This is a genomic window from Streptomyces sp. NPDC046881, from assembly GCF_040645015.1.
GTDB lineage: Bacteria > Actinomycetota > Actinomycetes > Streptomycetales > Streptomycetaceae > Streptomyces.
The window spans coordinates 53,672-78,578 of record NZ_JBEYXJ010000014.1 but is presented as its reverse complement, the minus strand read 5'-3'; the positions used below and the strand labels follow the sequence as shown (position 1 = coordinate 78,578).

The 24,907-nt window shown below is 70.6% G+C and carries 20 protein-coding genes and 5 pseudogenes; 10 read left to right on the top strand and 15 right to left on the bottom strand.

Features of this window, described 5'->3' with window-relative positions:
* Positions 1–3: 3 nt before the first annotated feature.
* Positions 4–1,818: a gamma-glutamyltransferase gene (gene ggt, locus ABZ923_RS10160; protein ID WP_361469233.1), complete on the bottom strand. Its 1,815-nt coding sequence runs from the start codon at positions 1,816–1,818 to the stop codon at positions 4–6.
* Between the two features lie 107 nt (positions 1,819–1,925).
* Between ggt and ABZ923_RS10155 the strand changes: the two genes are divergently transcribed.
* Together ABZ923_RS10155 and ABZ923_RS10150 are read left to right on the top strand one after the other, a co-directional pair.
* A complete protein-coding gene (locus ABZ923_RS10155; RefSeq protein ID WP_361469230.1) occupies positions 1,926–2,675 on the top strand; it encodes a hypothetical protein in 750 nt (249 codons plus the stop codon).
* 117 nt (positions 2,676–2,792) lie between these two features.
* The gene (locus tag ABZ923_RS10150) at positions 2,793–4,358 is read left to right on the top strand and encodes a CocE/NonD family hydrolase (protein WP_361469227.1); all 1,566 of its coding nucleotides are present in this window, start codon (positions 2,793–2,795) and stop codon (positions 4,356–4,358) included.
* Between the two features lie 33 nt (positions 4,359–4,391).
* Here the strand turns inward: ABZ923_RS10150 and ABZ923_RS10145 are convergent.
* From ABZ923_RS10145 to ABZ923_RS10120, 6 genes and pseudogenes are all read right to left on the bottom strand, one after another.
* Positions 4,392–4,603, bottom strand: a pseudogene (locus ABZ923_RS10145) (amino acid ABC transporter permease); the annotation flags it as partial.
* Between the two features lie 110 nt (positions 4,604–4,713).
* The gene (locus ABZ923_RS10140; protein ID WP_361469224.1) at positions 4,714–5,133 is read right to left on the bottom strand and encodes a DUF6278 family protein; all 420 of its coding nucleotides are present in this window, start codon (positions 5,131–5,133) and stop codon (positions 4,714–4,716) included.
* 15 nt (positions 5,134–5,148) lie between these two features.
* On the bottom strand, positions 5,149–5,928 hold the full coding sequence (locus tag ABZ923_RS10135) for an exodeoxyribonuclease III (RefSeq protein WP_361469222.1): 780 nt from the start codon (positions 5,926–5,928) through the stop codon (positions 5,149–5,151).
* Between the two features lie 35 nt (positions 5,929–5,963).
* Positions 5,964–6,599 carry an MBL fold metallo-hydrolase gene (locus ABZ923_RS10130; RefSeq protein WP_361469219.1) on the bottom strand — a complete coding sequence of 212 codons (636 nt, stop codon included), beginning with the start codon at positions 6,597–6,599 and terminating at the stop codon, positions 5,964–5,966.
* A gap of 38 nt (positions 6,600–6,637) precedes the next feature.
* Positions 6,638–7,927 (bottom strand): 4-carboxymuconolactone decarboxylase, encoded by a 1,290-nt coding sequence (gene pcaC, locus ABZ923_RS10125; protein WP_361469216.1) that lies wholly within the window; start codon positions 7,925–7,927, stop codon positions 6,638–6,640.
* Positions 7,928–8,063: 136 nt separating this feature from the next.
* Positions 8,064–8,285, bottom strand: coding sequence for a transposase (locus tag ABZ923_RS10120; protein ID WP_361469213.1), 222 nt, complete (start codon positions 8,283–8,285; stop codon positions 8,064–8,066).
* A 48-nt stretch (positions 8,286–8,333) separates the two neighbouring features.
* Here ABZ923_RS10120 and ABZ923_RS10115 point away from each other — a divergent pair, with 48 nt between their 5' ends.
* Both ABZ923_RS10115 and ABZ923_RS10110 read left to right on the top strand, forming a co-directional pair.
* Entirely contained in the window at positions 8,334–8,885 is a 552-nt protein-coding gene (locus tag ABZ923_RS10115) for a hypothetical protein (RefSeq protein ID WP_361469210.1), read from the top strand.
* Between the two features lie 4 nt (positions 8,886–8,889).
* Positions 8,890–9,042 (top strand): annotated as a pseudogene (locus ABZ923_RS10110) (IS110 family transposase); the annotation flags it as partial.
* A 243-nt stretch (positions 9,043–9,285) separates the two neighbouring features.
* On the opposite strand, the gene ABZ923_RS10105 reads toward ABZ923_RS10110, so the two are convergent.
* From ABZ923_RS10105 to ABZ923_RS10085, 5 genes are all read right to left on the bottom strand, one after another.
* Positions 9,286–11,724 (bottom strand): SpoIIE family protein phosphatase, encoded by a 2,439-nt coding sequence (locus tag ABZ923_RS10105; RefSeq protein WP_361469207.1) that lies wholly within the window; start codon positions 11,722–11,724, stop codon positions 9,286–9,288.
* An 86-nt stretch (positions 11,725–11,810) separates the two neighbouring features.
* The gene (locus ABZ923_RS10100; RefSeq protein ID WP_361469204.1) at positions 11,811–14,273 is read right to left on the bottom strand and encodes a SpoIIE family protein phosphatase; all 2,463 of its coding nucleotides are present in this window, start codon (positions 14,271–14,273) and stop codon (positions 11,811–11,813) included.
* Between the two features lie 422 nt (positions 14,274–14,695).
* Complete coding sequence (locus ABZ923_RS10095; RefSeq protein WP_361469201.1) at positions 14,696–15,880, bottom strand: cytochrome P450; 1,185 nt, start codon at positions 15,878–15,880, stop codon at positions 14,696–14,698.
* Between the two features lie 30 nt (positions 15,881–15,910).
* Positions 15,911–17,266, bottom strand: a complete 1,356-nt coding sequence (locus ABZ923_RS10090; protein ID WP_361469198.1) for an FAD-dependent oxidoreductase — start codon at positions 17,264–17,266, stop codon at positions 15,911–15,913.
* A complete protein-coding gene (locus ABZ923_RS10085; RefSeq protein ID WP_030176846.1) occupies positions 17,256–17,465 on the bottom strand; it encodes a ferredoxin in 210 nt (69 codons plus the stop codon). The genes ABZ923_RS10090 and ABZ923_RS10085 overlap by 11 nt, the downstream gene beginning before the upstream one ends.
* A 372-nt stretch (positions 17,466–17,837) precedes the next feature.
* Between ABZ923_RS10085 and ABZ923_RS10080 the strand changes: the two genes are divergently transcribed.
* From ABZ923_RS10080 to ABZ923_RS10055, 6 genes and pseudogenes are all read left to right on the top strand, one after another.
* Positions 17,838–18,278 (top strand): hypothetical protein, encoded by a 441-nt coding sequence (locus tag ABZ923_RS10080; RefSeq protein WP_361469195.1) that lies wholly within the window; start codon positions 17,838–17,840, stop codon positions 18,276–18,278.
* Positions 18,279–18,652: 374 nt separating this feature from the next.
* Entirely contained in the window at positions 18,653–19,042 is a 390-nt protein-coding gene (locus ABZ923_RS10075; protein ID WP_361469192.1) for an SsgA family sporulation/cell division regulator, read from the top strand.
* 40 nt (positions 19,043–19,082) lie between these two features.
* Entirely contained in the window at positions 19,083–19,283 is a 201-nt protein-coding gene (locus ABZ923_RS10070) for a hypothetical protein (protein WP_361469190.1), read from the top strand.
* 326 nt (positions 19,284–19,609) lie between these two features.
* Positions 19,610–19,993 (top strand): SsgA family sporulation/cell division regulator, encoded by a 384-nt coding sequence (locus ABZ923_RS10065; RefSeq protein WP_361469306.1) that lies wholly within the window; start codon positions 19,610–19,612, stop codon positions 19,991–19,993.
* A 740-nt stretch (positions 19,994–20,733) separates the two neighbouring features.
* Positions 20,734–20,988, top strand: a pseudogene (locus ABZ923_RS10060) (phosphatase); the annotation flags it as partial.
* A 140-nt stretch (positions 20,989–21,128) separates the two neighbouring features.
* A pseudogene (locus ABZ923_RS10055) lies at positions 21,129–21,344 on the top strand (phosphatase); the annotation flags it as partial.
* Between the two features lie 83 nt (positions 21,345–21,427).
* On the opposite strand, the pseudogene ABZ923_RS10050 reads toward ABZ923_RS10055, so the two are convergent.
* The 3 genes and pseudogenes from ABZ923_RS10050 to ABZ923_RS10040 form a co-directional block, all read right to left on the bottom strand.
* Positions 21,428–21,937 (bottom strand): annotated as a pseudogene (locus ABZ923_RS10050) (TetR/AcrR family transcriptional regulator); the annotation flags it as partial.
* 174 nt (positions 21,938–22,111) lie between these two features.
* Positions 22,112–23,620: an MFS transporter gene (locus ABZ923_RS10045; protein ID WP_361469187.1), complete on the bottom strand. Its 1,509-nt coding sequence runs from the start codon at positions 23,618–23,620 to the stop codon at positions 22,112–22,114.
* Positions 23,621–24,027: 407 nt separating this feature from the next.
* Positions 24,028–24,729, bottom strand: a complete 702-nt coding sequence (locus tag ABZ923_RS10040; protein ID WP_361469184.1) for a TetR/AcrR family transcriptional regulator — start codon at positions 24,727–24,729, stop codon at positions 24,028–24,030.
* Between the last annotated feature and the right edge of the window lie 178 nt (positions 24,730–24,907).

Here is a 24,907-nt window from a genome sequence, read left to right as displayed (position 1 = left end):
GCGCTACCGCTGCGGGTCCACCACCATCGCCGAGCCGCCGCCGCGCCGTACCTTCTCGGCGGCGGCCAGCCACTTCCCGCCGGGCAGCCGCTGCACGCCGGTCGCCGCGCCGATCTCGGGATTCTGCTTGAAGCTGTGCCCGATGGCCTCCAGCCGCCCCCGCAGGGCGCTGTCGTACAGCCCCGGTTCCAGTTCGGTCTGGGCGGCGTTGCGCTGGCTGGCGCGCGGTGCGGCGATCGCGTCGACCAGCGGCAGACGCCGGTCCAGGAACCCGGTGAGCGTCTGCAGCACGGTGGTGATGATGGTGGCGCCGCCGGGCGAACCGAGCGCCACCACCGGCCTGCCGTGCCGGTCCAGGACGATCGTCGGGGAGATGGAGGAGCGCGGGCGCTTGCCCGGGCCCGGCAGGTTCGGGTCGTGCACGGCCGGGTTGGCCGGGGCGAAGGAGAAGTCGGTCAGCTCGTTGTTGAGCAGGAAGCCCCGGCCCGGGACGGTGATGCCGCTGCCGCCGGTCTGCTCGATGGTGAGCGTGTAGGCGACGACGTTGCCCCACTTGTCGGCGACCGTGAGGTGGGTGGTGTTCTCGCCCTCGTACGTCGTCGGGGCCGCCGTGCCGCCCCGGCCGCAGGCCGCGGGGTGGCGCGGGTCGCCGGGCGCCAGCGGGCTGCCGAGCACCGCGTCGTCCTTGATCAGGCAGGCGCGGGAGTCGGCGTACCGCTGGGACAGCAGCTGCCTGGTCGGCACGTCCTCGAAGGCGGGGTCGCCGACCCAGCGCCCGCGGTCGGCGAAGGCGATCCGGCTGGCCTCGATGAAGTGGTGCAGGTACTGCACCTCGCTCGCCTTCGACAGGTCCGTGTGCTCCAGGATGTTGAGCGCCTCGCCGACGGTGGTGCCGCCGGAGGAGGAGGGCGCGATGGAGTACACGTCCAGGCCGCGGTACGACGTCCTGGTGGGCGCCTGGAGCTTGGCCCGGTAGACGGCGAGGTCCTTCTCGGCGAGCTTGCCGGGGCGGGCGTTCCAGCCGGAGGCGGGGTCCACGGGCGGCTTCTCGACGGTCCTGACGATGTCGTCGCCGATGTCGCCGCGGTAGAGCGCGCCGATGCCCTCGCGGCCCAGTTCCTCGTAGGTGCGGGCGAGTTCGGGGTTCTTGAACGTGGAACCGACGACGGGCAGCCTTCCGCCGGGCAGGAACAGCTCGGCGGTGTCCGGGAAGTAGCGGAACCGGGTCTCGTTGGACGCGGTCTGCGCGCGGAAGGTGTCGTCGACCGTGAAGCCGCCGCGGGCGAGCCGCTCGGCGGGCTTCAGCAGGGTGCCGAGCCGCTTGCTGCCCCACTCGTCCAGCGCCTTCTGCCAGGTGGCGGGCGTGCCCGGGGTGCCGACGCCCAGGCCGCTGCTGACGGCGTCGGCGAAGGCGAGCGGCTTGCCGTTCTCGGTGAACAGGTCCTCGTCGGCGCTCTGCGGTGCGGTCTCGCGGCCGTCGATGGTGTGCACGGTGCGGGTCTTGGCGTCGTAGTAGACGAAGTAGCCGCCTCCGCCGATGCCGGCGGAGTAGGGCTCGGTGACGCCGAGCGCGGCGGCGGTGGCGACGGCCGCGTCCACCGCGTTGCCGCCGCGCTTGAGCACCTCGATGCCGGCGGCGGAGGCGTCCGCGTCGACGCTGGCGACCGCGCCGCCGTAGCCGACGGCCACGGGGACCTTCGCCGGCGCCGCGTGCGCCGTGGCGTCCGCCGTCGCCGGGGGTGGCGCCGCCGCCCCCACCGACACCACGGCGGCCGAGACCGCCAGGACAGCCAGTTTCCGCGTACCAGGACGACCCATCCGTACCTCCCGTCGGGACAGTCCGCGCAGCGTAACCGGATTGCCGTTACTACGACAGTACGCCTGGGCCCCGTGGCCGTCGCCCGGGCCCGCTAGCATGCGCGGCCATGAACGACGACGTGCGCAACATCGTCCTGGGAGTCATAGCCGCGGGCGTCTCCGCCGCGCTGGGCTGGGTCGCCCGGACCTATCTGTGGCGGCGCAGACTGCGGCGTAAGCAGGCCTTCTTCGGGCTGCCGGACCACTCCGAGTCGCTGCTGGTGGTCAACCGGAACGCGGGCGGGCCGGAACTCGCGGTGATGCGGCACGACGTGTTCGCCCTGCTGGAACTGTCCGCCCTCATCAAGGACTGCAACGCGCACGCGCGCGTGGTGGCGCACGACGCGGCGCAGCAGGGGGTCGGCGAGCGCACGGAGTTCTGCGTGGGCGGCCCCGCCTCCAACCGCCGGATGGCGGCCCATCTCTCCTCCCTTCTGCCGGGCGTGCGGATGGACACGGAGGCCTCCGCGGGTCCGGACGCCGGCGCCTTCCGGATCGGTGCGGAGGAGTACCGCGTGGACGCGGGCCGCAGCGAGTACGTACTGCTCGCCCGGCTCACCGCGGACACCCGGCCCGACACCCGCCCGGTGTTCCTGTTCTGCGGCCAGCGCGCCATCACCAACCAGGCCGCGACCCGCTATCTCGCCCGCGAGCACGAGCGGTTGGCCCGCAAGTACGGGAGCGGCTCCTTCGTGCTGCTGCTGAAGGTGGTCAACTCCGAGGCGTACGGCCCCGATGTGGTGGAGCTGGTGGCGGACGTGACGCGGACGGCGCGGACGCCCTCGCCGGAGCCCGTCGCAGGCGCCGGCGCCGAGTGAGGCTGCGTAAGTCTTCAACAATCTTTACTCGTACGTAACTTACCGACGGGTTACTTGCGGTAAGGGACCAAGGTTACCGTCGGGTCACTTTGTATGCCCCCACATGAGGAGTGACCCATGAGACGAGGTCGTACCGCGCTGCGCGCCTCCGCCGCCGGAGCCGTGTCGGCGGCACTGATCGCCGGCACGGTCGTCGGTCTGGCACCGGCCGCCGCCGCGGCCCCGAACGTCCGGTTCGTCGACATCGCCGGTGACGGCGGCACCGTACTGAAGGCCAACGTCCTCACGCCCGAGGGCGCCGACGGTACGCGCAGCTACCCGCTGCTCGTGCTGCCCACGAGCTGGGGCCTGCCCCAGGTCGAGTACCTGGCCCAGGCTCAGCAACTCGCCGACGCCGGCTACGTGGTGCTCACCTACAACGTGCGCGGCTTCTGGCAGTCCGGCGGCGAGATAGAAGTAGCCGGTCCGCCCGACGTAGCGGACGCCTCCAAGGTCATCGACTGGGCCCTGGCGCACACCCCGGCCGACCCGGAGCACATCGGCATGGCCGGGGTGTCGTACGGCGCCGGGATCAGTCTGCTGGCCGCCGCCCACGACAAGCGGGTCAAGGCGGTGGCCGCGCTCAGCGGCTGGGCCGACCTGATCGACTCGATCTACTCGGGGCGCACCCAGCACCTCCAGGCGGCGGCCGTGCTGGACGGCGCGGCCACCCTCACCGGCCGCGAAAGCGCCGAGCTGCGCACCATCTTCGACAACCTGTACGCCTCGGACCTGTCGACGGAACAGCAGATGATCGACTGGGGGCGGAAACGTTCCGTCGCAACCTACGTCGACCAGTTGAACAGCAACGGCGCCGCCGTCATGCTGGCCAACGCCTGGGGCGACACGGTCTTCCCGGTGAACCAGTACGCCTCCTTCTACGAGAAGCTGACCGTTCCCAAGCGGCTCGAACTGCGCCCCGGCGACCACGCGACCGCCGAGCTGCCCGGTCTGTTCGGGCTGCCCAACGACGTGTGGACGGACACCCGGCGCTGGTTCGACCACTATCTGAGGGGCGCCGACAACGGCGTCGACCGCGAGCAGCCGGTCCGGCTCAAGTCCCGTGGCGCGGGGGGGTACGAGGGCTACCCGGACTGGAAGTCGGTCACCGCGACCCGTAGGAAGCTCGCCCTGGCGGGCTCCACCACCATCCACGCCAACGTCGACTCCGGGGCGGACGGCGGGATCGTCTTCCTCTCCAGCATCCTGGACCAGGTCGCCCAGTTGCCGCCCGTCGCCTCGATGCCGCTGCTGCCGCGCCGCTGGGCGGCCGTGTGGCAGTCGGAGCGGTACGGCAACGCCCAGCGGGTGCGCGGCACGGCACGCCTGCACACCACGCTCACGCCCACGAAGGAGAGCGGCACGCTCGTCGCCTACCTGTACGACGTGGGCCCCCTCGGTCTCGGCAAGTTGGTCACGCACGCGCCGTACACCTGGCACGGACGGACGCCCGGCGAGCCGTTCGCCGTCGACCTGGACCTGTTCTCCACGGCCTACGACATCCCCGCCGGGCACCGCCTCGCGCTGGTGGTCGACACGGTCGACCCGCTCTACGCCGAGCACAACCCGTCCGGCGCGCAGCTGACCTTCTCCTCGCCCGTGGACGACCCGTCGTACGTGTCCGTCCCGCTCGGCGAGCAGTGATCTCCGGCTGCCGCCGGACGAGCCTGGCCCGTGTCAACTGCCGCCCCCCTCACGGTCGCGGGGCCGTGGGGGGCACCCCACCCGGCGGCAGCGCCGCTCACGCCGGGGCGCCCAGTCGGCAAACCACGTAAGCAGCTGTACATCCCGATGCAGTTCGGCGAGATCACCATCACCACGGGGATGAACGGCAAATCGTAGTCGAGATCGGAGGCGATGGGCTTCCCGGCATGGAGGAACTGCCCGTACCACGTCCCGCGCGTGCGGGGCGCGAGGGCCCGCGGGGCCGGTTCGGGGAGTACCCGGGAAGCCGTCGCCGCAGGCCGGGAAGTCGCGCGGAGCCGGGCGGCCGCGGGCGTCAGCTCTCGGCGATCTCCGCGTACAGCTGGGACAGTTCGGGGACCCCGCTCGACGCCCACTCCTGCCCGGCCGGCACCACCTCCACCACACGGCCGGAGGCGAGCCGTACGACGGGTTCGCCGTCGGAGCGGAGCTGCCAGGCGGCGCCGGGTACGGTGCGCACCACGACGGTGCCCAGGTACAGCCCGGCGTCGTGGCCGAGCCCGGGCAGGGTCTCGGGGTCGTCCCGCCAGCGCGGCGCCATCTGGTCCAGGGCCTCCAGCGAGGCCGGGGTGTCGTCGAGGCGGACGCCCGCCCGGGCGGCCTGCGAGCGCAGCAGCTCGCACTCGGACAGCAGCGCGGCGACCGCCTCGGGGTCGGCGGGCGGCCGCGCGTCACCGTTCTTCTCGTGCCGGGGGCCCAGGAACGGAAGGTGCATGGACCCAGCGTGGCATCACACGTCCAGGTCGACCACCACCGGCGCGTGGTCGGAGGCGCCCTTGCCCTTGCGCTCCTCGCGGTCGACGTAGGCGTCCTTGACGGCCTTGGCGAACGGCTGGTTGCCGTACACCAGGTCGATGCGCATGCCGCGGTTCTTCGGGAAGCACAGCTGGCGGTAGTCCCAGTACGTGAACGGGTGGTCGTACTTCAGGGGGCGCGGCACGACGTCGTCCAGGCCCGCCTCGCGCAGGGAGGCGAGGGCGGCGCGCTCGGCGGGGGTGACGTGGGTGGAGCCCTCGAAGGCGGCCGGGTCGAAGACGTCGTCGTCCGTCGGCGCCACGTTGTAGTCGCCCAGGACGGCGAACGGGCGGCTGCCCTGCGCGTCCCCGAGCACGGCGGCCTTCAGGGCCTCGAACCACTGGAGCTTGTACGCGTAGTGCGGGTGGCCCACCTCGCGGCCGTTCGGCACGTACACCGACCAGACGCGGACCGGGCCGCAGGTCGCCGAGAGGGCGCGGGGCTCGGTCACGCCGTCGTAGCCGGGGTCGCCGGGCAGGCCCTTGACGACGTCCTCCAGGCCGACGCGGGAGAGCACCGCCACGCCGTTCCACCGGCCGGTCGCGTGGACCGCCGCCTCGTAGCCCAGCTCGCGCAGCGGGTCGAACGGGAACTGCTCCTCGGCGATCTTGGCCTCCTGGAGGCAGAGCACGTCGGTGCCGCTGCTCTCCAGCCAGGCCAGCAGCCGGGGAAGGCGGGCGGTGATCGAGTTCACGTTCCAGGTGGCGATGCGCATGCCTCACAACCTACCCGGAGCCGGTGACAACGGGCTCAGACCTCCGTCCAGGCCCCCGGCGTCAGCCGCTGGTGGTCGGTGCCGCCCAGGCGGCCGATGTGACCGTCGTAGATCGGCCGGGCGAGGTCGGTGAGCAGGGCGTCGTGGACGTCGTAGGCGCGCCGCGGCCCGACCTCGCGGACGTAGTCGATGACCTCGGCGATCTTGCTCCAGGGGGCCATCACCGGCAGCATCAGCGTCTCCACCGGCTGCTCGGGGACGGTGAGGGCGTCGCCGGGGTGGAAGACCTTCCCGCCGTCGATCAGGTAGCCGACGTTGGTGATGCGCGGGATGTCCGGGTGGATCACCGCGTGCAGCTCGCCGTGGACCTGGACGTCGAACCCGGCGGCCGTGAAGGTGTCGCCGTGGCCGACGGTGTGCACACGGCCGGGGAAGGCCGCGGTGAGCCGCTCGGCGACGGACTTCAGCGTCCAGATCGCGGCGGCCGGGTTGTTCTCCATGGCGGCCCGCAGCCGGTACTCGTCGAAGTGGTCCGGGTGCTCGTGCGTGACCAGGATCGCGTCCGCACCGAGCGCGGCGTCCTCCTCGCTGAACCCGCCCGGGTCGATGACGAGCGTCCGCCCCTCCTTCTCCAGGCGGACGCAGGCGTGGGACTTCTTCGTGAGCTTCATGGCTCCCCATCCTGCCGCCTGCGGCCGCCCGGCGGGCGTCACTCGGCGGGTGTGGTCTCCTCCCGGATGACCTGCTGGGCCACCCGGAACGCGCTGTTCGCGGCCGGTACCCCGCAGTAGACGGCGGCGTGCAGCAGCACTTCCTTGATCTCGAGCGGGGTGAGCCCGTTGCGCAGCGCCGCCCGGGTGTGGAAGGCCAGCTCCTCCAGGTGGCCGCCGGCGACCAGCGCGGTGAGCGTGATGCAGCTGCGGGTACGCCGGTCCAGGCCCGGCCGGTCCCAGACCTCGCCCCAGGCGTAGCGGGTGACGAACTCCTGGAAGTCCCCGGAGAACGCGTCGGCCTGCGCCAACGCCCGGTCCACGTGCGCGTCGCCGAGCACCTCGCGGCGGATCTTCAGCCCGGTCTGGTACCGGTCCGGCGGCCCGGCGGGCTGGGCCGGTACGGCCGCCGGGGCGATCTCGGCGACCGGCGCGGGCTGCGGCGGCGCGGCCGGGACCGCGGCGGCGGGGGCGGCCGGCAGCACGGTCTGCCCGGTGTCGAAGGGCTGCTGCCAGGCGGTGGAGAAGTGGTGGACGAGCAGGTCGGTGACGGCGGCGGGCTGCTCGACCGGGACCAGGTGGGAGGCGCCGGGGACGACCGCGAGCCGGGCGTCGGGGATGCCGGCGACCAGGGTGCGGGCCTCGGCGGGGCCGGTGACCTGGTCGTCGGAACCGACCAGCACCAGGGTCGGCACCCCGACCCGGCCCAGCTCGGGCCGTACGTCGAAGCCGGCGAGGGCCTCGCAGGCGGCGATGTAGCAGCCGGGGTCGGTGGTGCGGACCATCTGCACGGCCCACTCGGTGATCGCGGGCTGCGCGGCGGCGAACCCGCCGGTGAACCAGCGGTCGGGCGCGGTCCGGGCGATCGGGTCGAGGCCGTTGGTGCGGACCACCACCCCGCGCTGCCGGAACTCGTCCGCGGTGCCGAACCGGGGGGAGGCCGCGACCAGCGCGAGCGAGGCCATCCGCTCGGGGTGGCGCAGGGCCAGCTCGATGCCGATCGCGCCGCCCAGCGCACAGCCCGCGTAGCCGAACCGCTGCACGCCGAGCGCGTCCAGCGTGGCCAGCAGCCGGGCGGCCAGCTCGGCGACCGAACCGGCCGGGCGGGCCGGGGCGCCGCCGTGCCCGGGCAGGTCGAAGCGGAAGACCCGCCACTGCTCGGCCAGCTCCGGCACCTGGCGGTCCCACATGTGCCAGGTGGTACCCAGTGAGGGACCCAGGATCAGGACCGGAGCGTCTTCTGGCCCGTCGAAGCGGTATTGCAGGGTGTTCGGGGGTGTCTCACTCACGCCCCAGACCCTCTCACGTCTCACGACTGCCCCTATGACACGGGTGCTGGCTGTAGCTGTCTTACCAGGTGGAAGACCTCCCGAGCCGCGTAGCGTCTGAGGCAGCGGACTATCTCGCGCCGCGTCTTGCCTTCCTTCATCCGGCGCTGGTAGTAGTCCTGAGTGCGCGGTCGACCCGCAGGCGAGTGAACACGATGCGGTGAAGCGCGGCGTTGGCCTGCCGGTCGCCGCCGCGGTTGAGACGACGGAACTGCCTGCGTCCCGAGGAACGCTCGACAGGGCTGACGCCGCACAGCGCGGCGAACGACGCCTCGCTGTCCAGCCTTTCCGGGTTGTCCCCCACGGTGATCAGCAACATGACCGCCGTGTCCGGACCGATGCCCACCACGTCGAGCAGCTGTGGGGCATGCCGTTCCACAAGCCGGGTCAGACGAGCCTCATCGCCCTCGGCGCGATGGTCGGCCGGATCATCGAACTCTCCGGCGGCGCCCACGCGTTCGCGCACGCGCTCATCGACAAGTTCGGCACCCGCCGCACCGCTCTCGCGCTGACCGTCGCCGGGTTCATCCTGGGGATCCCGGTGTTCTTCGAGGTCGGCCTGATCATCCTGATGCCGATCGCGCAGGGCGTCGCCCGTGCCGCCCGCAAGCCGCTCCTGGTCTACGCGCTGCCGATGGGCGCCGCGATGCTCACCGTGCACGCCTTCCTGCCGCCGCACCCCGGCCCGGTCGCGGCCATCGAGGCGATCGGCGCCAGTCACGCCTCGTGGGCTTCGCCCTCACCGCAGCGCTGTGGCCACTGGTGTGAGCTTCCACCGCGCGGATCGGTGAACGTGGGGGTGCCTGCCCCCGGCCTTCGGTGGCCGAGGCGGGCACCCTGTGCGTTGCGTGGTGTGCGGGGCGAGGGCGAGGCGCTGTTTCGTCTACACCTCCGTGTTGATCAGCATCCGCTGCTGTGACGAGTCCCGCCGCTACTACGACCGCAAGCGAGCGGAAGGCAAACGACACAGCCAAGCCGTCATGGCCCTCGCACGCCAACGTGTCAACGTGCTGTGGGCTCTCCTGGGTGACGGACGGTGCTACCAAGCAGCACCGCCTGTCACACACGCCGCTTGACAACCTCATGAGGAATCGCCGACAAACGAGTTGCACGGCCTGACTCAAGTGATCGCACAACTGCCGTTGCACACGGCCTGGTCGGGGATGACGTCGTACGACATGGGCAAGCCGCGCCCGCGCATGGGCCCGTGCCGCACCTTCCTGCATCCCAGCCCGCCTCCCGCGCCCGGGCGGCCGCGTGACAGACATGCCGGAGCCGCCTACGCGGCTGCAACGGGGTGAGATGGCCACAGAGCGTGATCAGTGGGCGCGCGCGATGGACTGTTCGGACCAGATGGTCTTGTGGCTCTGGCCGTGGCGGCAGCCCCAGCGCTCGGCGAGTTGGGCGACGAGGAACAGTCCGCGTCCACCCTCGTCAGTGGTGCGAGAGCGGCGCAAACGGGGTTGGGCGGTGTTGGAGTCGGTGACCTCGCAGACCAGAACGTGGTGCCGAATCAGTCGCAGCTCCGCCGGCTGACGACCGTAGCGGATCGCGTTGGTGACCAGTTCACTGACGATGAGTTCGGTGGGGAAGAGGAGGTCGTCCAACCCCCACGCGGTGAGTTGGCGGGCCGCCCATGCCCGAGCATCCGAGACAGCAGCCGGATCAGCCGGTATCTGCCAGTGAGCGGTGTCCTTGGCTGGTACGGCGCGGGTACGTGCCAGCAGCAGGGTCGCGTCGTCACGTGGTGCTTCGTCCACCAGGTTGTCGAGGAGGGTCCTGCCGGTCTCCTCCAGCGCGCGGTCCGGGCGGCAGGAGGTGGCGAGGGCATCGGTCAGCCGCTGGAGCCCGTCGCAGACGTCGTGTGTGGCTTCCTGGACCAGGCCGTCGGTGTAGAGCGCGAGGACGCTGCCCGGCTCGAGGTCGATCGTGGTTGTCTCGTACGGCATGCCGCAGACGGCGAGGGGCGGCCCCGGGAGTACGTCGACGGCTTCGGCACTCCCGTCGGGCCGCACGAGCACCGGCGGCGGGTGCCCGGCACTGGCCATGGCGCAACGTCGGGTGACCGGGTCGTAGACCGCGTACAGACAGGTGGCGACCATGACGTCATGGTCGCCAGGAGGTGCTTCCGCCGCGAGGCGCTGGACCAGGTCAGCGAGACGCGTGAGCAACTCGTCCGGCTCCAGTTCGAGGTCTGCGAGTGTCTGGATGGCGGCGCGCAGGCGGCCCATGGTGGCGCTTGCGGGTATGCCGTGGCCGACCACGTCTCCGGCGACGAGGGCCAGCCGGAGGGAGGGCAGGGCGATGGCGTCGTACCAGTCACCGTTGGTGCCCGCTCCCCCACTTGCGGGCCGGTAGATGCCGGCGGTCTCGGCTGCCGGTGTGTCGGTCATGGCCGGGGGAAGCAGGCTCTGCTGCAGGGCCATGGCCGCCCGGTGCTCGCGCGTGTAGCGGCGGGCGTTGTCGATGGCGAGTGCTCCCCGTGAGGCGATCTGCCGCATCAGGTCCGTCTCGTCCTCGGTGAAGGGTTCGGACAGGCCGGTGCGCCAGACCACGATCGCGCCGAGGGTGAGGCCGCGGGCGTACAGGGGGGCCGCCATCACCGCATGGGCGTCGTGCGGGATGAGGTGTTCGGCCAGGTGCGGGCCGCCGAGCAGGGCGGCGAAGTCGTCCCGGCTGCAGACGACTGTCTCGCCGTGCTGGAAGCTGCGCAGGAGGGGGTGGTCGGACAGCGGGGGGACCAGGTTGCCGTGCCCGATGCCGGCGGGCCATGCTGCGGTAGCGGGCGCCAGGCCCGCGTTGCGCAGATGCAGATCTCCGCCGCCCAGCCGCTCGACGGGCTCGTCACCGACGAAGACGGACTGCGCGAGGTCGACTGCGGCGAGTTCACCGAAAGCCGGTACGAGTACGTCCGCAAGGTCCTGCGCGGTGCGCACGACGTCCAGGGAGCCCCCCACCCGCTCGGCTACCTCGCGGGCGAGATCCAGCTGTCGGCGGGCGCGCAGCTCAGTGTTGTCGATGTACAGGGCTGCGACCCCGGTGGGACGTCCGCGTGCGTCCTCCAGGCGGAAGGCGGACAGGGACAGCGCGTGCCGCCGCGCCGGACGGTGCCGCAGGCTCACTTGCCGGCTCCTGTGGACCACCGGGACGCCCGTCTCGAGTACCTGGCGCAGTACCGCCTCGAGGTTCTGGGCGTCCTCGGCGCACAGCACGTCGCACAGCCGGGTGCCGGGCTGTACCGGACGGCCGTCGAGAGCGTCCTGCGTGGCATTCGTCTGCACGGTGGTGAGGTCCGTGTCGTGCAGAGCGATGGTGATCCGGTGCTGTGCGGACAGGGCCCGCAGGAGCGCCGCGCCGTGCTGATGGTCGGCGACGTGATGGGTGGCCGCCGCCAGCACCAGGAGCTCCGCCGAGGTGCCCAGCCTTGTGGTCCGGAAAGTGACGTCGACAGTGTGGCCACGCCGGTGCCACAGCCGTACCTGGCCGAACGCCGGCACGTGCGTGGCCCCGCTCAGGTCGTCCGGGAGGTCGGCCACCAGTTCCCGCACGGGGCGACCGTGAACATCGTCGGCGGGAAACCCCGTCAGATCCTCTGCTGTCCCGGTCCACCCCACCACCACGCCTCGATCGTCGAGCACCGCGGCTGCCAGGCCGTCCAAGGCGGACACCCTGCCGTCGGGACGGGCACCGGAGTCGCTCGTCGCTGCAGGGGAGGCGCCTGCCGAGGCGGCGTTTTCAACGTTCACTGGGTGGTCCATGTCTCTGGCTTCCTTATGAGAGCCCGCGGCTACGGGAGACCGGCATGCGCGGACGTTCGCTGTCGACCGCGCTCCACGGCCGACGCTCACCGGGCGCCGGCCGTGGAGGGCAGGTCCTGTTCCGCCCAGACGACCTTGCCGTCCGTTGCGGAACGGGAGCCCCACCTGCGCGAGAGCTGTGCGACCAGGTGGAGGCCGCGGCCGTGCTCGTCGAGCGTGTGGGGATGGCGGGGGCGTGGCTGGCCGGTGTTGCTGTCGGAGACCTCGCACGTCAGCACCCGGTGCTGGATGAGCCGTAGGCGGCTGGGGCCGTCGCCGTGGCGGATGGCATTGGTGACCAGTTCGCTGACGATCGACTCCACGGGCGTCACGAGCGGCTCCAGACCCCAGTCCCTGAGCTGACGGGCGGCCAGGCGCCGGGCTGTCGGGACGGTGACCGGTTCGTTCGGCAGGTCCCAGGAGGCGACCTGAGCGGGCTCGAGCGCGCAAGTCCGGGCAAGGAGCAAGGTGACGTCGTCGGCCGGTGCGTGGCCCCGCAGGCCCTGCATCACTCGCGAGCACATGTCCTCCAGCGACCCACCCGGCTGGGCCAGGGCGGTGCACAGGCGGCGCAGGCCGACGTCGATGTCCTCGTCGCGGGACTCCACCAGCCCGTCGGAGTAGAGGGCGAGCACACTTCCCTCGGGCAGTTCCAGTTCCACGGACTGGAAGGGCACCAGCCCGAGGCCGAGGCCGAGCGGGGCTCCGGCGGGCAGGTCGGGGACGGTGACCTCGCCCTGTGCACCGACGATCAGGGCCGGTGGATGCCCGGCCCGCGCCATCGTGCACCGCCGGGTGACCGGGTCGTAGACGGCGTACAGACAGGTGGCGCCCACCACCGTGGTGGCCTGGCCGGAGTCATCGGTGTCCTCGTCGTTCAACCGTCGGACCGTGTCGTCAAGGTGTCCCAGCAGTTCGTCAGGGGGAAGGTCCAGGTCGGCCAAGGTACGCACGGCGGTGCGCAGCCTGCCCATGGTCGCCGCGGCGTTGATGCCGTGGCCGACCACATCGCCGACGACGAGGGCCACCCGGGCACCGGACAACTCGATCACGTCGAACCAGTCACCCCCCACGCCGTGGTCCATGTCGGCCGGCACATAGCGCGATGCGACCTCGACGGCTGCACCGCCCTGCACCCGATGGGGCAGCAGGTCTCGTTGCAGCGTGAGGGCGGCGGTGCGTTCACGGGCGTACTGGAGCGCGTTGTCCAGGCAGAGCGCCGCGCGGGTGACCAGCTCCTCGGCGAGGAGCAGGTCGTCCTCCTGGAACGGCGTCTGCTCCACGGAGCGGCCGAACAGCGCCAGGCCCAGCACGCAGCGCCGCGCACGGATGGGTACGACCATCAAGGAGTGGATGCCGCTGTCACGCACCTTCTGCGCCCGCACCGGATCATGGTCGACCCAGGGGCCTGAACGGGTGTCCAGCACCGGCTCCAGATAGGACCGGCCCGTACGCACGGCGGCGGTGAACGGCGAGTCCGGGTGGGTGTGGACCACCTCTTCACGCACCCACGGCAGCTCCAGGACACCCAGGTCGACGGAGGCCACACCGGCACGGCGCATCGACTGCGGACGGCCACTCGCTGTGCCGATCCGTGCCGACGGCTCGACGCCGAACGGAACAGACTCCACCAGATCGACGATGGCGTGGTCGGCCAGCAGCGGTACGGCCAGCTCGGCCAGTTCCTGACCGGTCCGCATCACGTCGAGGGTGCTGCCGATGTGCGTGCCGGCCTCGCTGAGGATGGCGAGGCGCTCACGCGCACGCCTGTTCCCGGTCACGTCCACGGTCATGGAACACACGCCCAGGGGCGCGCCGTCCGCGCCCTGGAGGCAGAAGAACGAGGCCGAGAACGCATGCTCACGGCGCCGATCCGCAGGCGGCCACGCCCGGTACTCGTGCACCGTCGTGGTCCCGCTCTGCAGCACCTGCCGCATCACGACCTCGAGGGCTTCGGCCTCGATGGCGGGCAGCGAGTCCTTCAGGCCGCGCCCGAAGCGTCGGTGACGAGGCACGCCGTCGTGACGCTCCATGGCGTCGTTCACCCAGACACAGCGCAGCCGCGTGTCATAGACGACGATGCCGATCGGTGCTCGGGCAAGGAGTGATTCCCGCACCGGCCCTCCGGTCGCCCCCGAGGACAGGGACCCTATCTCGGTCACGGACACCAGCCACCGGTTGCCCGCATCCTGCCCCCACAACAACGAGATGTGCAGCGTCACCCTGAGCGTGCGGCCGCCGCGGTGGCGGATCGCTGCCGTCCCCGACCAGCCACCCCACGCACGGCACTGTTCGACGAACGCCGAGGCCCTGTGGGCCTCCTCGGGGGGCGGCAGCACGTGTACGGCGGACCGGCCCACCACCTCCCCGGCCGCATACCCCACAAGCTGCTGCGCTGCCTGTGTCCACCCCACCACCGTGCCCTCGGCGTCGACGATCGCTATCGCGGCGTCGGGCATCTCACGGGGGCACGCCGGCTCGGCGAGGGCGGTCTGGTCGGTGTACGTCATCGCGGTTCATCCCATCGGTGCGGAGGTGGAGCGTCGGCACGAGGCGCGGCAGCTCTGTGTGCAGCGGTGGTGGTGAACGGCGTTGTCCGGTTGAGCGGCACACGGGGGGCATGTGTCTGTATGCGACATTCTGCCCACTTATGATGAAATAGTCAGATGTAATCCTTTCATCGTCAAGCCCATCGTCGACATTGATTGAACGATCAGGAATGTGGGACGAACGTCTGCAAGCCCGGATGATCGGGCTCAGCTCCTCGCCGCCGCGCCTTCGACTCAGCGCCTGGCTGCAGCGCAGGCAAGTCTGGGCCGGCACGGACGGAAAGCTCCCGCACATGCTTGGCATCTCCGCGGGCGAAGCCCGCGGCGGCGTACGGCGCCCCCTTCCCGCCGTGGCCTGACGAGGACGCCGTGCCCTCTCGGCTTCACAGGTGGATGGGCAGGTGGCGGGGTCCGCGGAGCATCGCGTTCTGCCGGTACGGGGGCGGGTCCTCGACCAGGCGGGCGCTGCCGAGATGGGGAAGCAGGGCGCCGAGCGCGGCGTACGCCTCGACGCGGGCCAGGGGTCCGCCATAGCAGGCGTGGATACCGCTGCCGAAGCCGAGGTGCTGGTTGTCCGGGCGGGCGGGGTCGAACAGGTCGGGATCGCGGAACCGCATCGGGTCGCGGTTGCCCGAGGCCAGCACCAGAATGACGGACGCGCTTGCAGGGACGAGGGTGCCGGCGATGTCGATGTCGGCGTGCGGGATGCGCTCACGCATGTGGACCGGGGGCTCGTAGCGCAGCAGCTCCTCCACCGCTCGCGGGAGCAACTCCGGTTCCCGGCGCAGCCGGTCCAGTTGCTCGGGTTGGCGCAGGAGGGTGAGGGCGCCGTTGGTGATGAGGTTGACCGTGGTCTCGTGTCCGGCGATGAGGAGCAGTACGGCGGTTTCCGCGAGTTCCTCGTCGGTGAGGCGCAGGGCCGGGTCCGGCTCGTTGGCGAAGGCGGAGAGCATGTCGTCGCCCGGCTTGCCGCGGCGCTGTTCCGCCAGGTTCAACAGGTAGCCGCCCATCTCCATCCGCGCCTGGTCGCCGGCCTTGTCCTGCTCGGCTGTGTCCTCGCCGGGCCTGACGTCGGCGGCTGCGACGAGCGCGTCGGAACAGGCCCGGAAGAGGGGTTCGTCCTCGTGCGGCACGCCGAGCAGACGGCAGATCACGGCGACGGGCAGCGGGTAGGCGAAGTCGTCGACGATGTCGATCTGCCGGCCCGCCTCGAACGGCTCCAGCAGTTCCCTGGTGATCCGGTCGATGTCGCCGCGCATGCCGTCGACCCGGCCAGGGCTGTGCGGGGGCCCGAACGGCCGCATGGCGAGGGTGCGCAGCCTGTGGTGTTCGGGGTCGTCGAGCCGCAGGAACGGCGGCTTGTGGGTTGCCTCGCCGCGGGTGCGGGGATCGGCACTCATCCGTGGGTCGTGGAGCAGCGCGGCGATGTGGTGGTAGGTGCCGATCAGGTAGCTGCCGTCGGCCTGCGGCACCACGGGACCGGCCTCGCGGAGTTCCGCGTACAGCGGGTAGGGGTTGGGGCGGCTGGCGTAGTCGGTGATCCGTGCCAGCAGGGTCGCGGAGTCCATGGCGGCTCCTCGTAGGGGGCGGGACGTGGGCTACACCACCGTCAGCCGGCGGTCGGGGAGGTGACCGGTGAGTGCGACGGTCGGGCCGTGGGACAGCACGGAGGGGTCCGGTACGGCGGAGGGAATCGTGATGTCGGCCGCGATCGCGCGGTCCTGCGCGCCGGGCGGGGGCGGGAAGGGGGCGGCGGTCTCGATCAGGTGCCGGTAGTAGTCGAGCGCCTTGGCCATGTCGACGGTGACCGCTGCGGTGACCCGGCCCTGATAGCCGTAGACCATCGCCAGGCGGCGTGCCTCCAGGGAGCCCTGGGCGATGACCACGTGGTCGGAATAGGTGGGCACGCCCACCGACTTGATGTTGAGCCCGAACTGGGTCGACCAGAAGACCGGGATGGCCAGGTGAGGGCGCTGCAGCGGTCCGGGGTTGACCATGTTGTGGGCCGCGACCTCGGCCTGCTCGACCGCGTTGCCCCAGTGTTCCAGGGACAGCATCTGGTAGCCGAACAGCGGGTGGGGGAAGCGGGAGACGTCGCCGGCCACGAAGACGTCGTCGGTGACGATCCCGTACATGTTGAAAGCCCGGCAGCCTGCGTCGCAGGCGATGCCGCGCGGGCCCGCCGCCAGCCCCGACTCCGCCAGCCACTCCACATTGCGGATCGCCCCCAGGGCCACGACGCACACGTCTGCCTCGACGCGGCTGCCGTCGGACAGCTGCGCGCCGGTGAAGCTGCCGTTGCCGTTCAGGGCGGTGACCGTCACCCCGGTGCGCAGGTCCACGCCGTGGTTGCGCTGCATGACGGCGGCGAGCTTGGACAGGGTGCCGCCGAGCGCGCCCACCAGGGGTGCGGGACCACGTTCGGCGACGGTCACCTCAAGGCCCAGTTCCCGGCAGGCCGAGGCGATCTCCGAGCCGGTGAAGCCTCCGCCGATCACCAGCACCCGCTCCGGCCTCGCGGCCAGCCGCTCGGCCAGTCCCGCGCCGTCCTCGCGCGTGCGCAGGGTGAACACGCCGTCCAGCGCGCCTTCCTCCGGTTTGGGCCAGGGCCGCGCGCGGGTCCCGGTGGCGATCAGCAGCCGGTCGTAGGGCAGGGACTCACCGTCTTCGAGCGACACCCGTTTCGCCAGCAGGTCCACACCGGTGGCACGCACGCCGAGGCGCCACTCGGCGTCCGGGTCCCGCCGCATCGGCAGCTCGAGGGTGTCCGCCGTCGCCTGTCCCAGCAGCACCTGCTTTGACAGCGGCGGCCGGTCGTAGGGCGCATGGGGCTCGTCCCCCACCACCGTCAGTGAGCCCGTGAACCCTTCCTCGCGCAGCGCCTCGGCTGCTCTCAGCCCGGCCAGCGACGCGCCGACGATGACGATGCGGCCGTCCGTCAGGTCACCGGGCACCGGTGCTCACCTCTTCCCCGAGGAGGATCGCCTGCACCGGGCACGCTGCCGCGGCCTGGCGCACACGCTCCACCTGATCGTCGGGCACGGCCGTGGCGTACAGCAGCCCCTCCTCGCCGTGCAGCTCGAACACCTCCGGCGCGAGGAACACGCACTGCGCATAGCCCTGGCAGCGTGTGAGGTCGACAACGGTCCGCATCTCCACCACTTCTTCCTCCGTTGTCACACCCCCCTCCTCTCCAGCATGGGGCCAGGGCTGAGTCCCTGCATGCCTTGTGATCGAGAGCTGGTATTCGGGCCGGCAGGGTGAGGGGTGAAGGAGACCAACTCCCCGGAACAGCCTTCCAGTTGCTGAGAAGTGTGCAGGTACGCCTCCTTCAGCCAGGTGGTCCGGGTGACCCGAGTCACTGTCACCGTCTCCCCATTTCCATACGTCGTATGGTTATCCTGGCAGGGCGATTCCATACAACGTATGGAACTGTTGGCAGACAACGCCACCCAACGCCAGGCGCCTCACATCGCCTGCAAAAGCAGCCGTTGGTGCAGATCGCACCAACCGGAAGGAAAGATCATGAAGAAGCTCACGAAGCGGATTGCTGTCGCCGTTTCCTCCGTGGCGGTCGCGGGTGTCGCCGTTGTCGGTGCCGGGGGCACCGCTTCGGCCGCGACTCCCGCCTCTGTGCATGTCCAGCGGTCGGCCGTCGGCGTCAACGCCACCGACTACCGCTGGGACCACGGCGTGGGTTACCTGATCGAGCAGGGCTACTGCTGGGACGGACAGCGCGGCTGGCACCACGACGACCATGTCGCCGGCTCCCTCTGGCACAGCCGCGACGGTCGCTGCTACCGCTGGGACGATGAGCGGTGCGGATGGAAGTCCGACAGGTCCTACCGGCACGACCGGAACCGCTACGAGCGCGACGGCCGGGCCTGGGACCACCACGACTGGAACCGCGGTGACCAGGACTACTACGGATGGGACCGCTACGACCGGAACCACGGTGACCGGTAGGACGGGTCCCGCCTGTGCCCCTGAGCGGAGGCTGTACCCCTCGCCTTGATGCCTGTCGGCGGCAGGGATACGACCGCTGGTCACGGATCAGCGGTCCCCTGCCGGCCGCCCGGGCGGGTGATCGAGCGAGAGCCTGCTCCCTGCTCCCCTCTGAACCTGCCTGCGGCACCACCTCGTACCACAGGCGCGCGTCGCCCAACTGCCGCGACGCCACGACCCCCGCGGTCCGCCGATGCTGTCCGGCGCCCGGGCCCTGCTGAACACCTCCTGATTCGATGCGTGCTTGTCGCCACGAGCGCCGGGGCGCAGCCGAGGCAAGGGGGGTTCCCTTGGAGTGAATGCCCATGGAGTCTTCGAGGACCGTGGTTCGGGCGGTGACCGCGCAGCTCGTCGTCTCGCGCACCTACTCACAGCCCTTGTGCATGCGGCTGCGGTACGAGCCTGCAGATCCCTACGTCGTCCGTGCCGCCTTTTTCGTCCACAGCGACGAGCCGGTCGAATGGGTCCTGGGGCGTGACCTGCTTGCCGACGGTCTGGAGGGTTCCGCAGGGTACGCGGACGTCCGGATCTGGTCGGCCGCAGGGCGGGGTGACGAGTCGATCTACATCGCCCTCGGTACTTCCGGAGGCACCGCCTTGCTCGAGGTCCCCGTGCAGGACATCTCGTCCTTCCTTCAGGACACCCAGGCTCTGGTGCCACGGGGCACCGAGTCCGGACTCATCGACTGGGATGCCGAACTGGCACACTTCCTCCCCCGAGGCTGACCGCCGACCATCCATGCTCTGAAGCAGAGGAACCAGTGTCATGCCCCAGTACCAGCTTCGCGTCTACACCCTGCGCAACTCCGACGCGCTCTCCGCCTACGAGAAGATCTGGGCCCAGCACATTCCCGGTATGGCCAAGCACCGTGAATTCCGCGCGGACATGGAGGGATTCGACATCAGCCAGATCGTCGGCCTCGACGAGACCCTCCTGACGCCCACCGTGGACTCACCCTTGCGCTGACGGTCGGCCTGCCACGAGTGACGCGGCCAGAAGGGCCGGTATCCGGCGACCCTGCGATGGTGGTTCCGGTGTCGTCGATGGCGACCCACCAGTGGTGGCCCTTGCCGGCATCGATACCGACCCATAAGCAGGGCACCTGTGTGGTCACGCATGCCGTTCCGGTCCAAGGACGGCTCTGCCCTGCGTGACCGGACCCCGGCAACCGCGGCCGGCGTCGAGGTGGGGACCGTGACGAGTCGGTTCACTACCACCACAACCGGTACAGCGTCGATCGCTGAGACAAAGGGCACCCTTTGCCCGGCAACCACCGTTGGCCACGTCCCTATGTGGTCCATGCCGCATTCACCACCGATGTCGACAGCGACGAGCCGGCGGAATGGATCATCGGGCGCGATGTGCTGATCGACGGCCTGGAGGGTCCCGCCGGCGAGGGGGACGTTCGCATATGGCCCGCCGGCGAGGAGGGCCGCCGCGACTTGTACATCCTTCTCAACCCGCCGTCCGGTACGGCCCTGCTCAAGGCCCCAGCGCAGGAAGTCAACGCGTTCCTGCAGGAAACGGAGGCAGTGGTGCCCCGGGGGGGCCGAGCTCGGCCACAGCGACTTCGACCGCTTGCTGGCACACCTCCTCGCCGAAGGGTGAGTCCTGGCATGGTGCGACCTGAGGCAGGCACACGGACGTCTGCGCCTCGGTGTTCACCGCCATGGTGAGTGGATGTCCGCAGTCGTGGCGTCGAGGGCGGCCAGGCCGAAGCCGGCCTCGGTCAGGATGTTCGCCGCGACTCCGCGGCCGACCCGCCCCGGTGAGACCAGCCGCCACGCGGCAACCCGCTACCTGCGTCGCATCGCCCACCTTCCCGCGCTCCGCAGCTCGCCACGCATCGGCAGGCTCTGCCGCAGGGACGGAGCGGTCAGCCGGAGTGCCGGCCGAGCCTGCTGAACTGCTCGACTCATGGACTCCTACTGGGACGGGCGACTGCCCGATGAACAGTTCTCGCTTGGGTGAGCGGCAGCAACGCCGCGCGCCGACTTGCTCGGCACGGGACACCCGTCAGCGTGATACTGCGGTCCTTCCGGCTGGGGCAAGGTGTCATGCTCGACCGGCTACTCGAAGAGATGCCCCGGCTGACCGACGACGCCGAATTGATCAGTGCAGCGACGCGGAAGCTGATCACGACGACGGCCGGGTACGTCGATCGCATGTCGGAGCAGGACGTGGCGGTCTACCAGCGGGAACGGGACCGGCGGCTGCAGTGGCGGTTATCGATGTTGAACGAGGCGGGCAGGCGCATCGGCACCACGCTGGACATCGCCCGCACAGCCCAGGAGTTGGCGGCCCTCGCCACCGAGAATTTCGCCGACCTCGTCACCGTCGACCTGCTCGACTCCGTGATGCGCGAAAATGACGGCCCTGTGAGCGGCCTTCCGACGCTCCGCCGGGTCGCTCAACGATCAGTGGTGGAGGGCGGCGACCCGGCATTGACGATCCGACCGGAGCAGCTTCACGTCAGCCCGCGCGGTTCGCCGTCGGCTCGCGCCCTGGACACCGGTCAGCCCTCCCGGCACGCCGGCCCGCCGGCGCCCGTGACGCCGACGGCGCCGACGACCACCGGACCCACTCGACGCTGGTGGTGCCGCTGCGGGCCCGAGACTCCACCCTGGGCGTCGCGCACTTCATCCGGCACCGCAACCCCGACCTCTTCGACGACGAGGACCTGCTCCTCGCGCAGGAGATCGCCGCCAGGGCGGCGGTGGCTGTCGACAATGCCCGCCGCTACACACACGCGCGACTGCCCTCACCCTGCAGCGCAGCCTGCTCCCGCAGCACACCGCACAGCAGTCGGCCGTGGAGACCGCTTATCGCTACCTGCCCGCAGGGGCCCCGGCCGGCGCCGGCGGCGACTGGTCCGACGTCATCCCCCTGTCCGGAGCCCGCGTCGCGCTGCGGACAGCCGTCCGCACCCTGGCCGACATCGACCTGCCGCCCGACGAACTCCTCACCCACCTGGACGACGTCGTCATCCGCCTGTCCGCCGAATCCTCCACAGACCCGGCCATCGAAGAGGCCGGGGACATCGGCGCCACCTGCCTGTACGCCGTATACGACCTCGTCTCCCGCCAACCTCGCAAAGCGGCGTCCACGACGGCGTTCACGGTGTCGCGCCCCAGGTGGTTCCCGACGAAGAAGCGCTCGAAGAACAGCGGCCCCGCGGTGGCCATGGCGAATGTCTCGGGGGTGACGTCGGGCCGGAGCTGGCCGCGCTCGACGGCTGTGGCAACCGCGGGACGCAGGGCGTCGGCGATCTGGTTCAGCAGTGACTCCCGGAGGCGGCGCACACCTTCGTCGTGCCGTGAGCCCCCGAGGACCGCGGCAAGGACGGCCTTCGATTGCTCGTCGTCCCAACGCTCGGCGAGCACGTTCAGGCGGTAAATGAGCTCCGCTCGCGGATCGTTGCCCGAAGCGGCCCGAAGCTCCTCGGGTACCGGAGGGAGAGGGGGCATGCCGGCCTCCAGCGCGGCCAGGCGGAGGTCGAGAAGGCTCGGCCAGTGCCGGTAGACGGTTGCCCTGCCGACGCCGGCACGAGTCGCAACCGTTTGATGTGTCACGGCCTCCAGCCCACCTTCCGTGAGCAACGCGGTGGCCGCCGCGACCATGGCCTGACGACTGCGCAAGAGACGCGGATCTGTTCGATCTTCCACCTGGTACGCCTTCCGCTGATAGAACCCGAGTCGCAGCCACTATGGGACATCCATTGAGCAGGTGAGGGGAGCCGCAAGGACCCTGTTCGCCCCCGTCGAAGGTGGGCCCTCAAAGCACTGCTCGTCCCGCTACATGTGCACGACAGGTGCGGCGTTCTCGTTCTGCTGGGGCACACCCCGGCGGTAGAGCAGGGCGGTGATGACCAGGCCGGCGACGAAGACGGCCGCCGACCACCAGTAGGCAGTGGAATAGCCCTCCAGGCCGGCCTGAGCCAGCACGCCGGGGTTGTTGGGATTGCGGCCGGAGAGGTAGCCGGTGGCGGCGTCGGAGGCCATCGTGCTGAGCAAGGCGATGCCGATGGAACCGCCCACCTGCTGGAGGGTATTGACTGCGGCCGATGCGACGCCGGCGTCGGCGGCCTCCACGCCGGAGGTCGCCAGGCTCATGGCGGGCGCGATGACCGTGCCCAGCCCGATGCCGACGAGTACCAACTGGGGCAGTACCTGCGTCACGTATCCGCTGGTCAGGTCCAGTGTGGTCATCCAGATCAGCCCGGCGGCCGCTATGGCCATGCCCAGCGGGACCACCGGCTTCGGTCCTATGCGCGCCACCAGGACGTTGTTGGCCACGGCGGAGGCGGACGACGATGCCACGATCATGGGCAGGAAGGCGAAGCCGGTGTTCAGAGCGCTGTAGCCGAGGCTCTGCTGCAGGTAGTAGGTCAGGAACAGGAACACGCCGAACATGCCCGCGCCGGTGACGAAGAGGGCGGCGAAGGAGGCACCGCGGTTACGGTCCAGCAGGATCCGCAGGGGCAGCAGCGGAGACGCCGCCCTGCTCTGCCACCACACGAAGACGGCCACCAGTACGGCTCCGGCCGCCAGCATGCCCCAGGTCGCCACCGAGCCCCAGCCACGCGTCTCGGCGTTCGAGAACCCGTAGACCAGGCAGAACAGTCCGATGGAGGCCAGCAGGGTGCCGGGGACGTCGAGCTTGGAGGGCGTGTCGCGCGGGGTGCGGTGCAGCAGGGTCGCCCCACCGGCGAACGCCACCCCCGCGAAGATCACGTTGACGTACATGGTCCAGCGCCAGTCCAGATACTGGGTCAGCACGCCGCCCAGGATCAGGCCGATGGCTCCGCCGGCACCGGCGATCGAGCCCGCGACGGTGAAAGCTTTCGCCCGCTCGCGCGGATCGGTGAAGGTGGTCATCAGGAGCGACAGCGCGGACGGGGCCAGCAGGGCGGCGAACAGGCCCTGGACGGCGCGCGCGATGACGAGCATGGCGAAGCCGTTCGCCGCACCTCCCACCATGGAAGCGGCCGCGAAGCCGGCCAGCCCCACCAGGAACGTCACCTTCTGACCGACCAGGTCCGCGACCCGGCCGCCGAGCAGCAGCAGGCTGCCGAAGGCGAGCGCGTAGGCGGTGACCACCCACTGCCGGTCGGCGTCCGAAAAGCCGAGGTCGTGCTGGGCGGACGGCAGGGCGATGTTCACGATGGTGCCGTCGAGGACACCCATCAGCATCGACAGGGAAATGACCACCAGAATCCACCAGCGACGCCGGTGCGACAGGTCGGGCACATTCTCAGGTGTGGTCTCGGCGCCGCAAGCAGCGACGGTGGCGTTCTGGGACATGGGGGGCAGCCCTCCGGACAGCGAATGGGGGGTGGAGGAAGAGAGAGAAGAACGGATCGAGAGATCGGGGAGGTCTCATCCGGTACGGGGCGCCACTTCGCGCTCACGGACGGGAGCACTCGGCGGCGTAGCCGCCTCGGTGAACGGATGACGCGGGTGATTCAGCTCGACGAGGCCGACGGTCTCCCCCCTCAGGAGGGAGACCAGGAACAAGCCAACGACCATGGTCATTTCACGGTTCAGCGTCGGCATACGGCTGCCGTGTAGGGGCTGGGTGTGGAACCACCCCGCGGGCGGTCTCACCCGATGTGACGGGGTGGCTCCCGTGTGTCGCAGCCTGATATCGCCCGACTGCGGGCGCGCCTCAGGCGCCGGCGCCTGGGGCGCAGCGTCTCAGGCCGACTGGCTCAATGGCCGGCGTGCCGGCCGTCACGACCGGCGGTGAGGCGGCCTTCCAGGCCCGTGATCAGCGTGTCCATCACGAGACGGAACATGTGGTCCGGGTCAGGGCCTTCAGGGGCCGCGCTCGTAGAGCCAGGGTCTGCGTCCGCGGCCCCGTCTTCGTCGACTTCAGGGCCGTGGGACTTGAGGGTCGACCACTGGTGGAGTGCGCCGTTCAGTTCTGCGGCGAGGACACCGATGACGACGGCGACCATCAGCGCCGCGATCTCCGAGACCTCTGACTGCGGAACCCCGGCAGCCTCCACGATCGCGGTGAGCGCGGTCCAGAACGGGTCGTCGGGCTGGATGAAGTCGGGCTGATGGCTGAACGAGTAGGCCATCAGTTCGGGGTGACGGTGCGCCAGGGTCCGGAAGTCAGTTGCGAGCAGGCGGATGCGCTCCTGCCAGGGAGCGTCTTCCAGCGTCACGGTGCGGAACTGGGCGCCGACCATTCTCGTGACGCCGCGCAGCACCGCTTCCTTGTTCGGCACGTGGTGGTACAGCGACATCGGGTTCGCGTCGAGCGCGGTGGCGAGTCTGCGCATGGTGAGCGCCTCGACCCCGTCCTCGTCGATGAGCCGCAGGGCGGCGGCATAGATCCCGGCCTCCGTCAGCGGGACGTCTCTCTTCCTCGTTCCCCGCGGGGGGCGTCTCACCTTCTTTTCCATACCCCGTACGGTACCACTTCCGTACACAGTATGGAAATGAGCTTCACCACAGCCCCACCCGGACTCCCGGGGTTGCGATCCACTTTCCGTACCGCGTATGGTTCCAATTCCATACGACGTATGTTTTCCAGTACGGCGCCGCGGCATCGGCCTACGCAGCGCGCCCTTGCCCATCCCC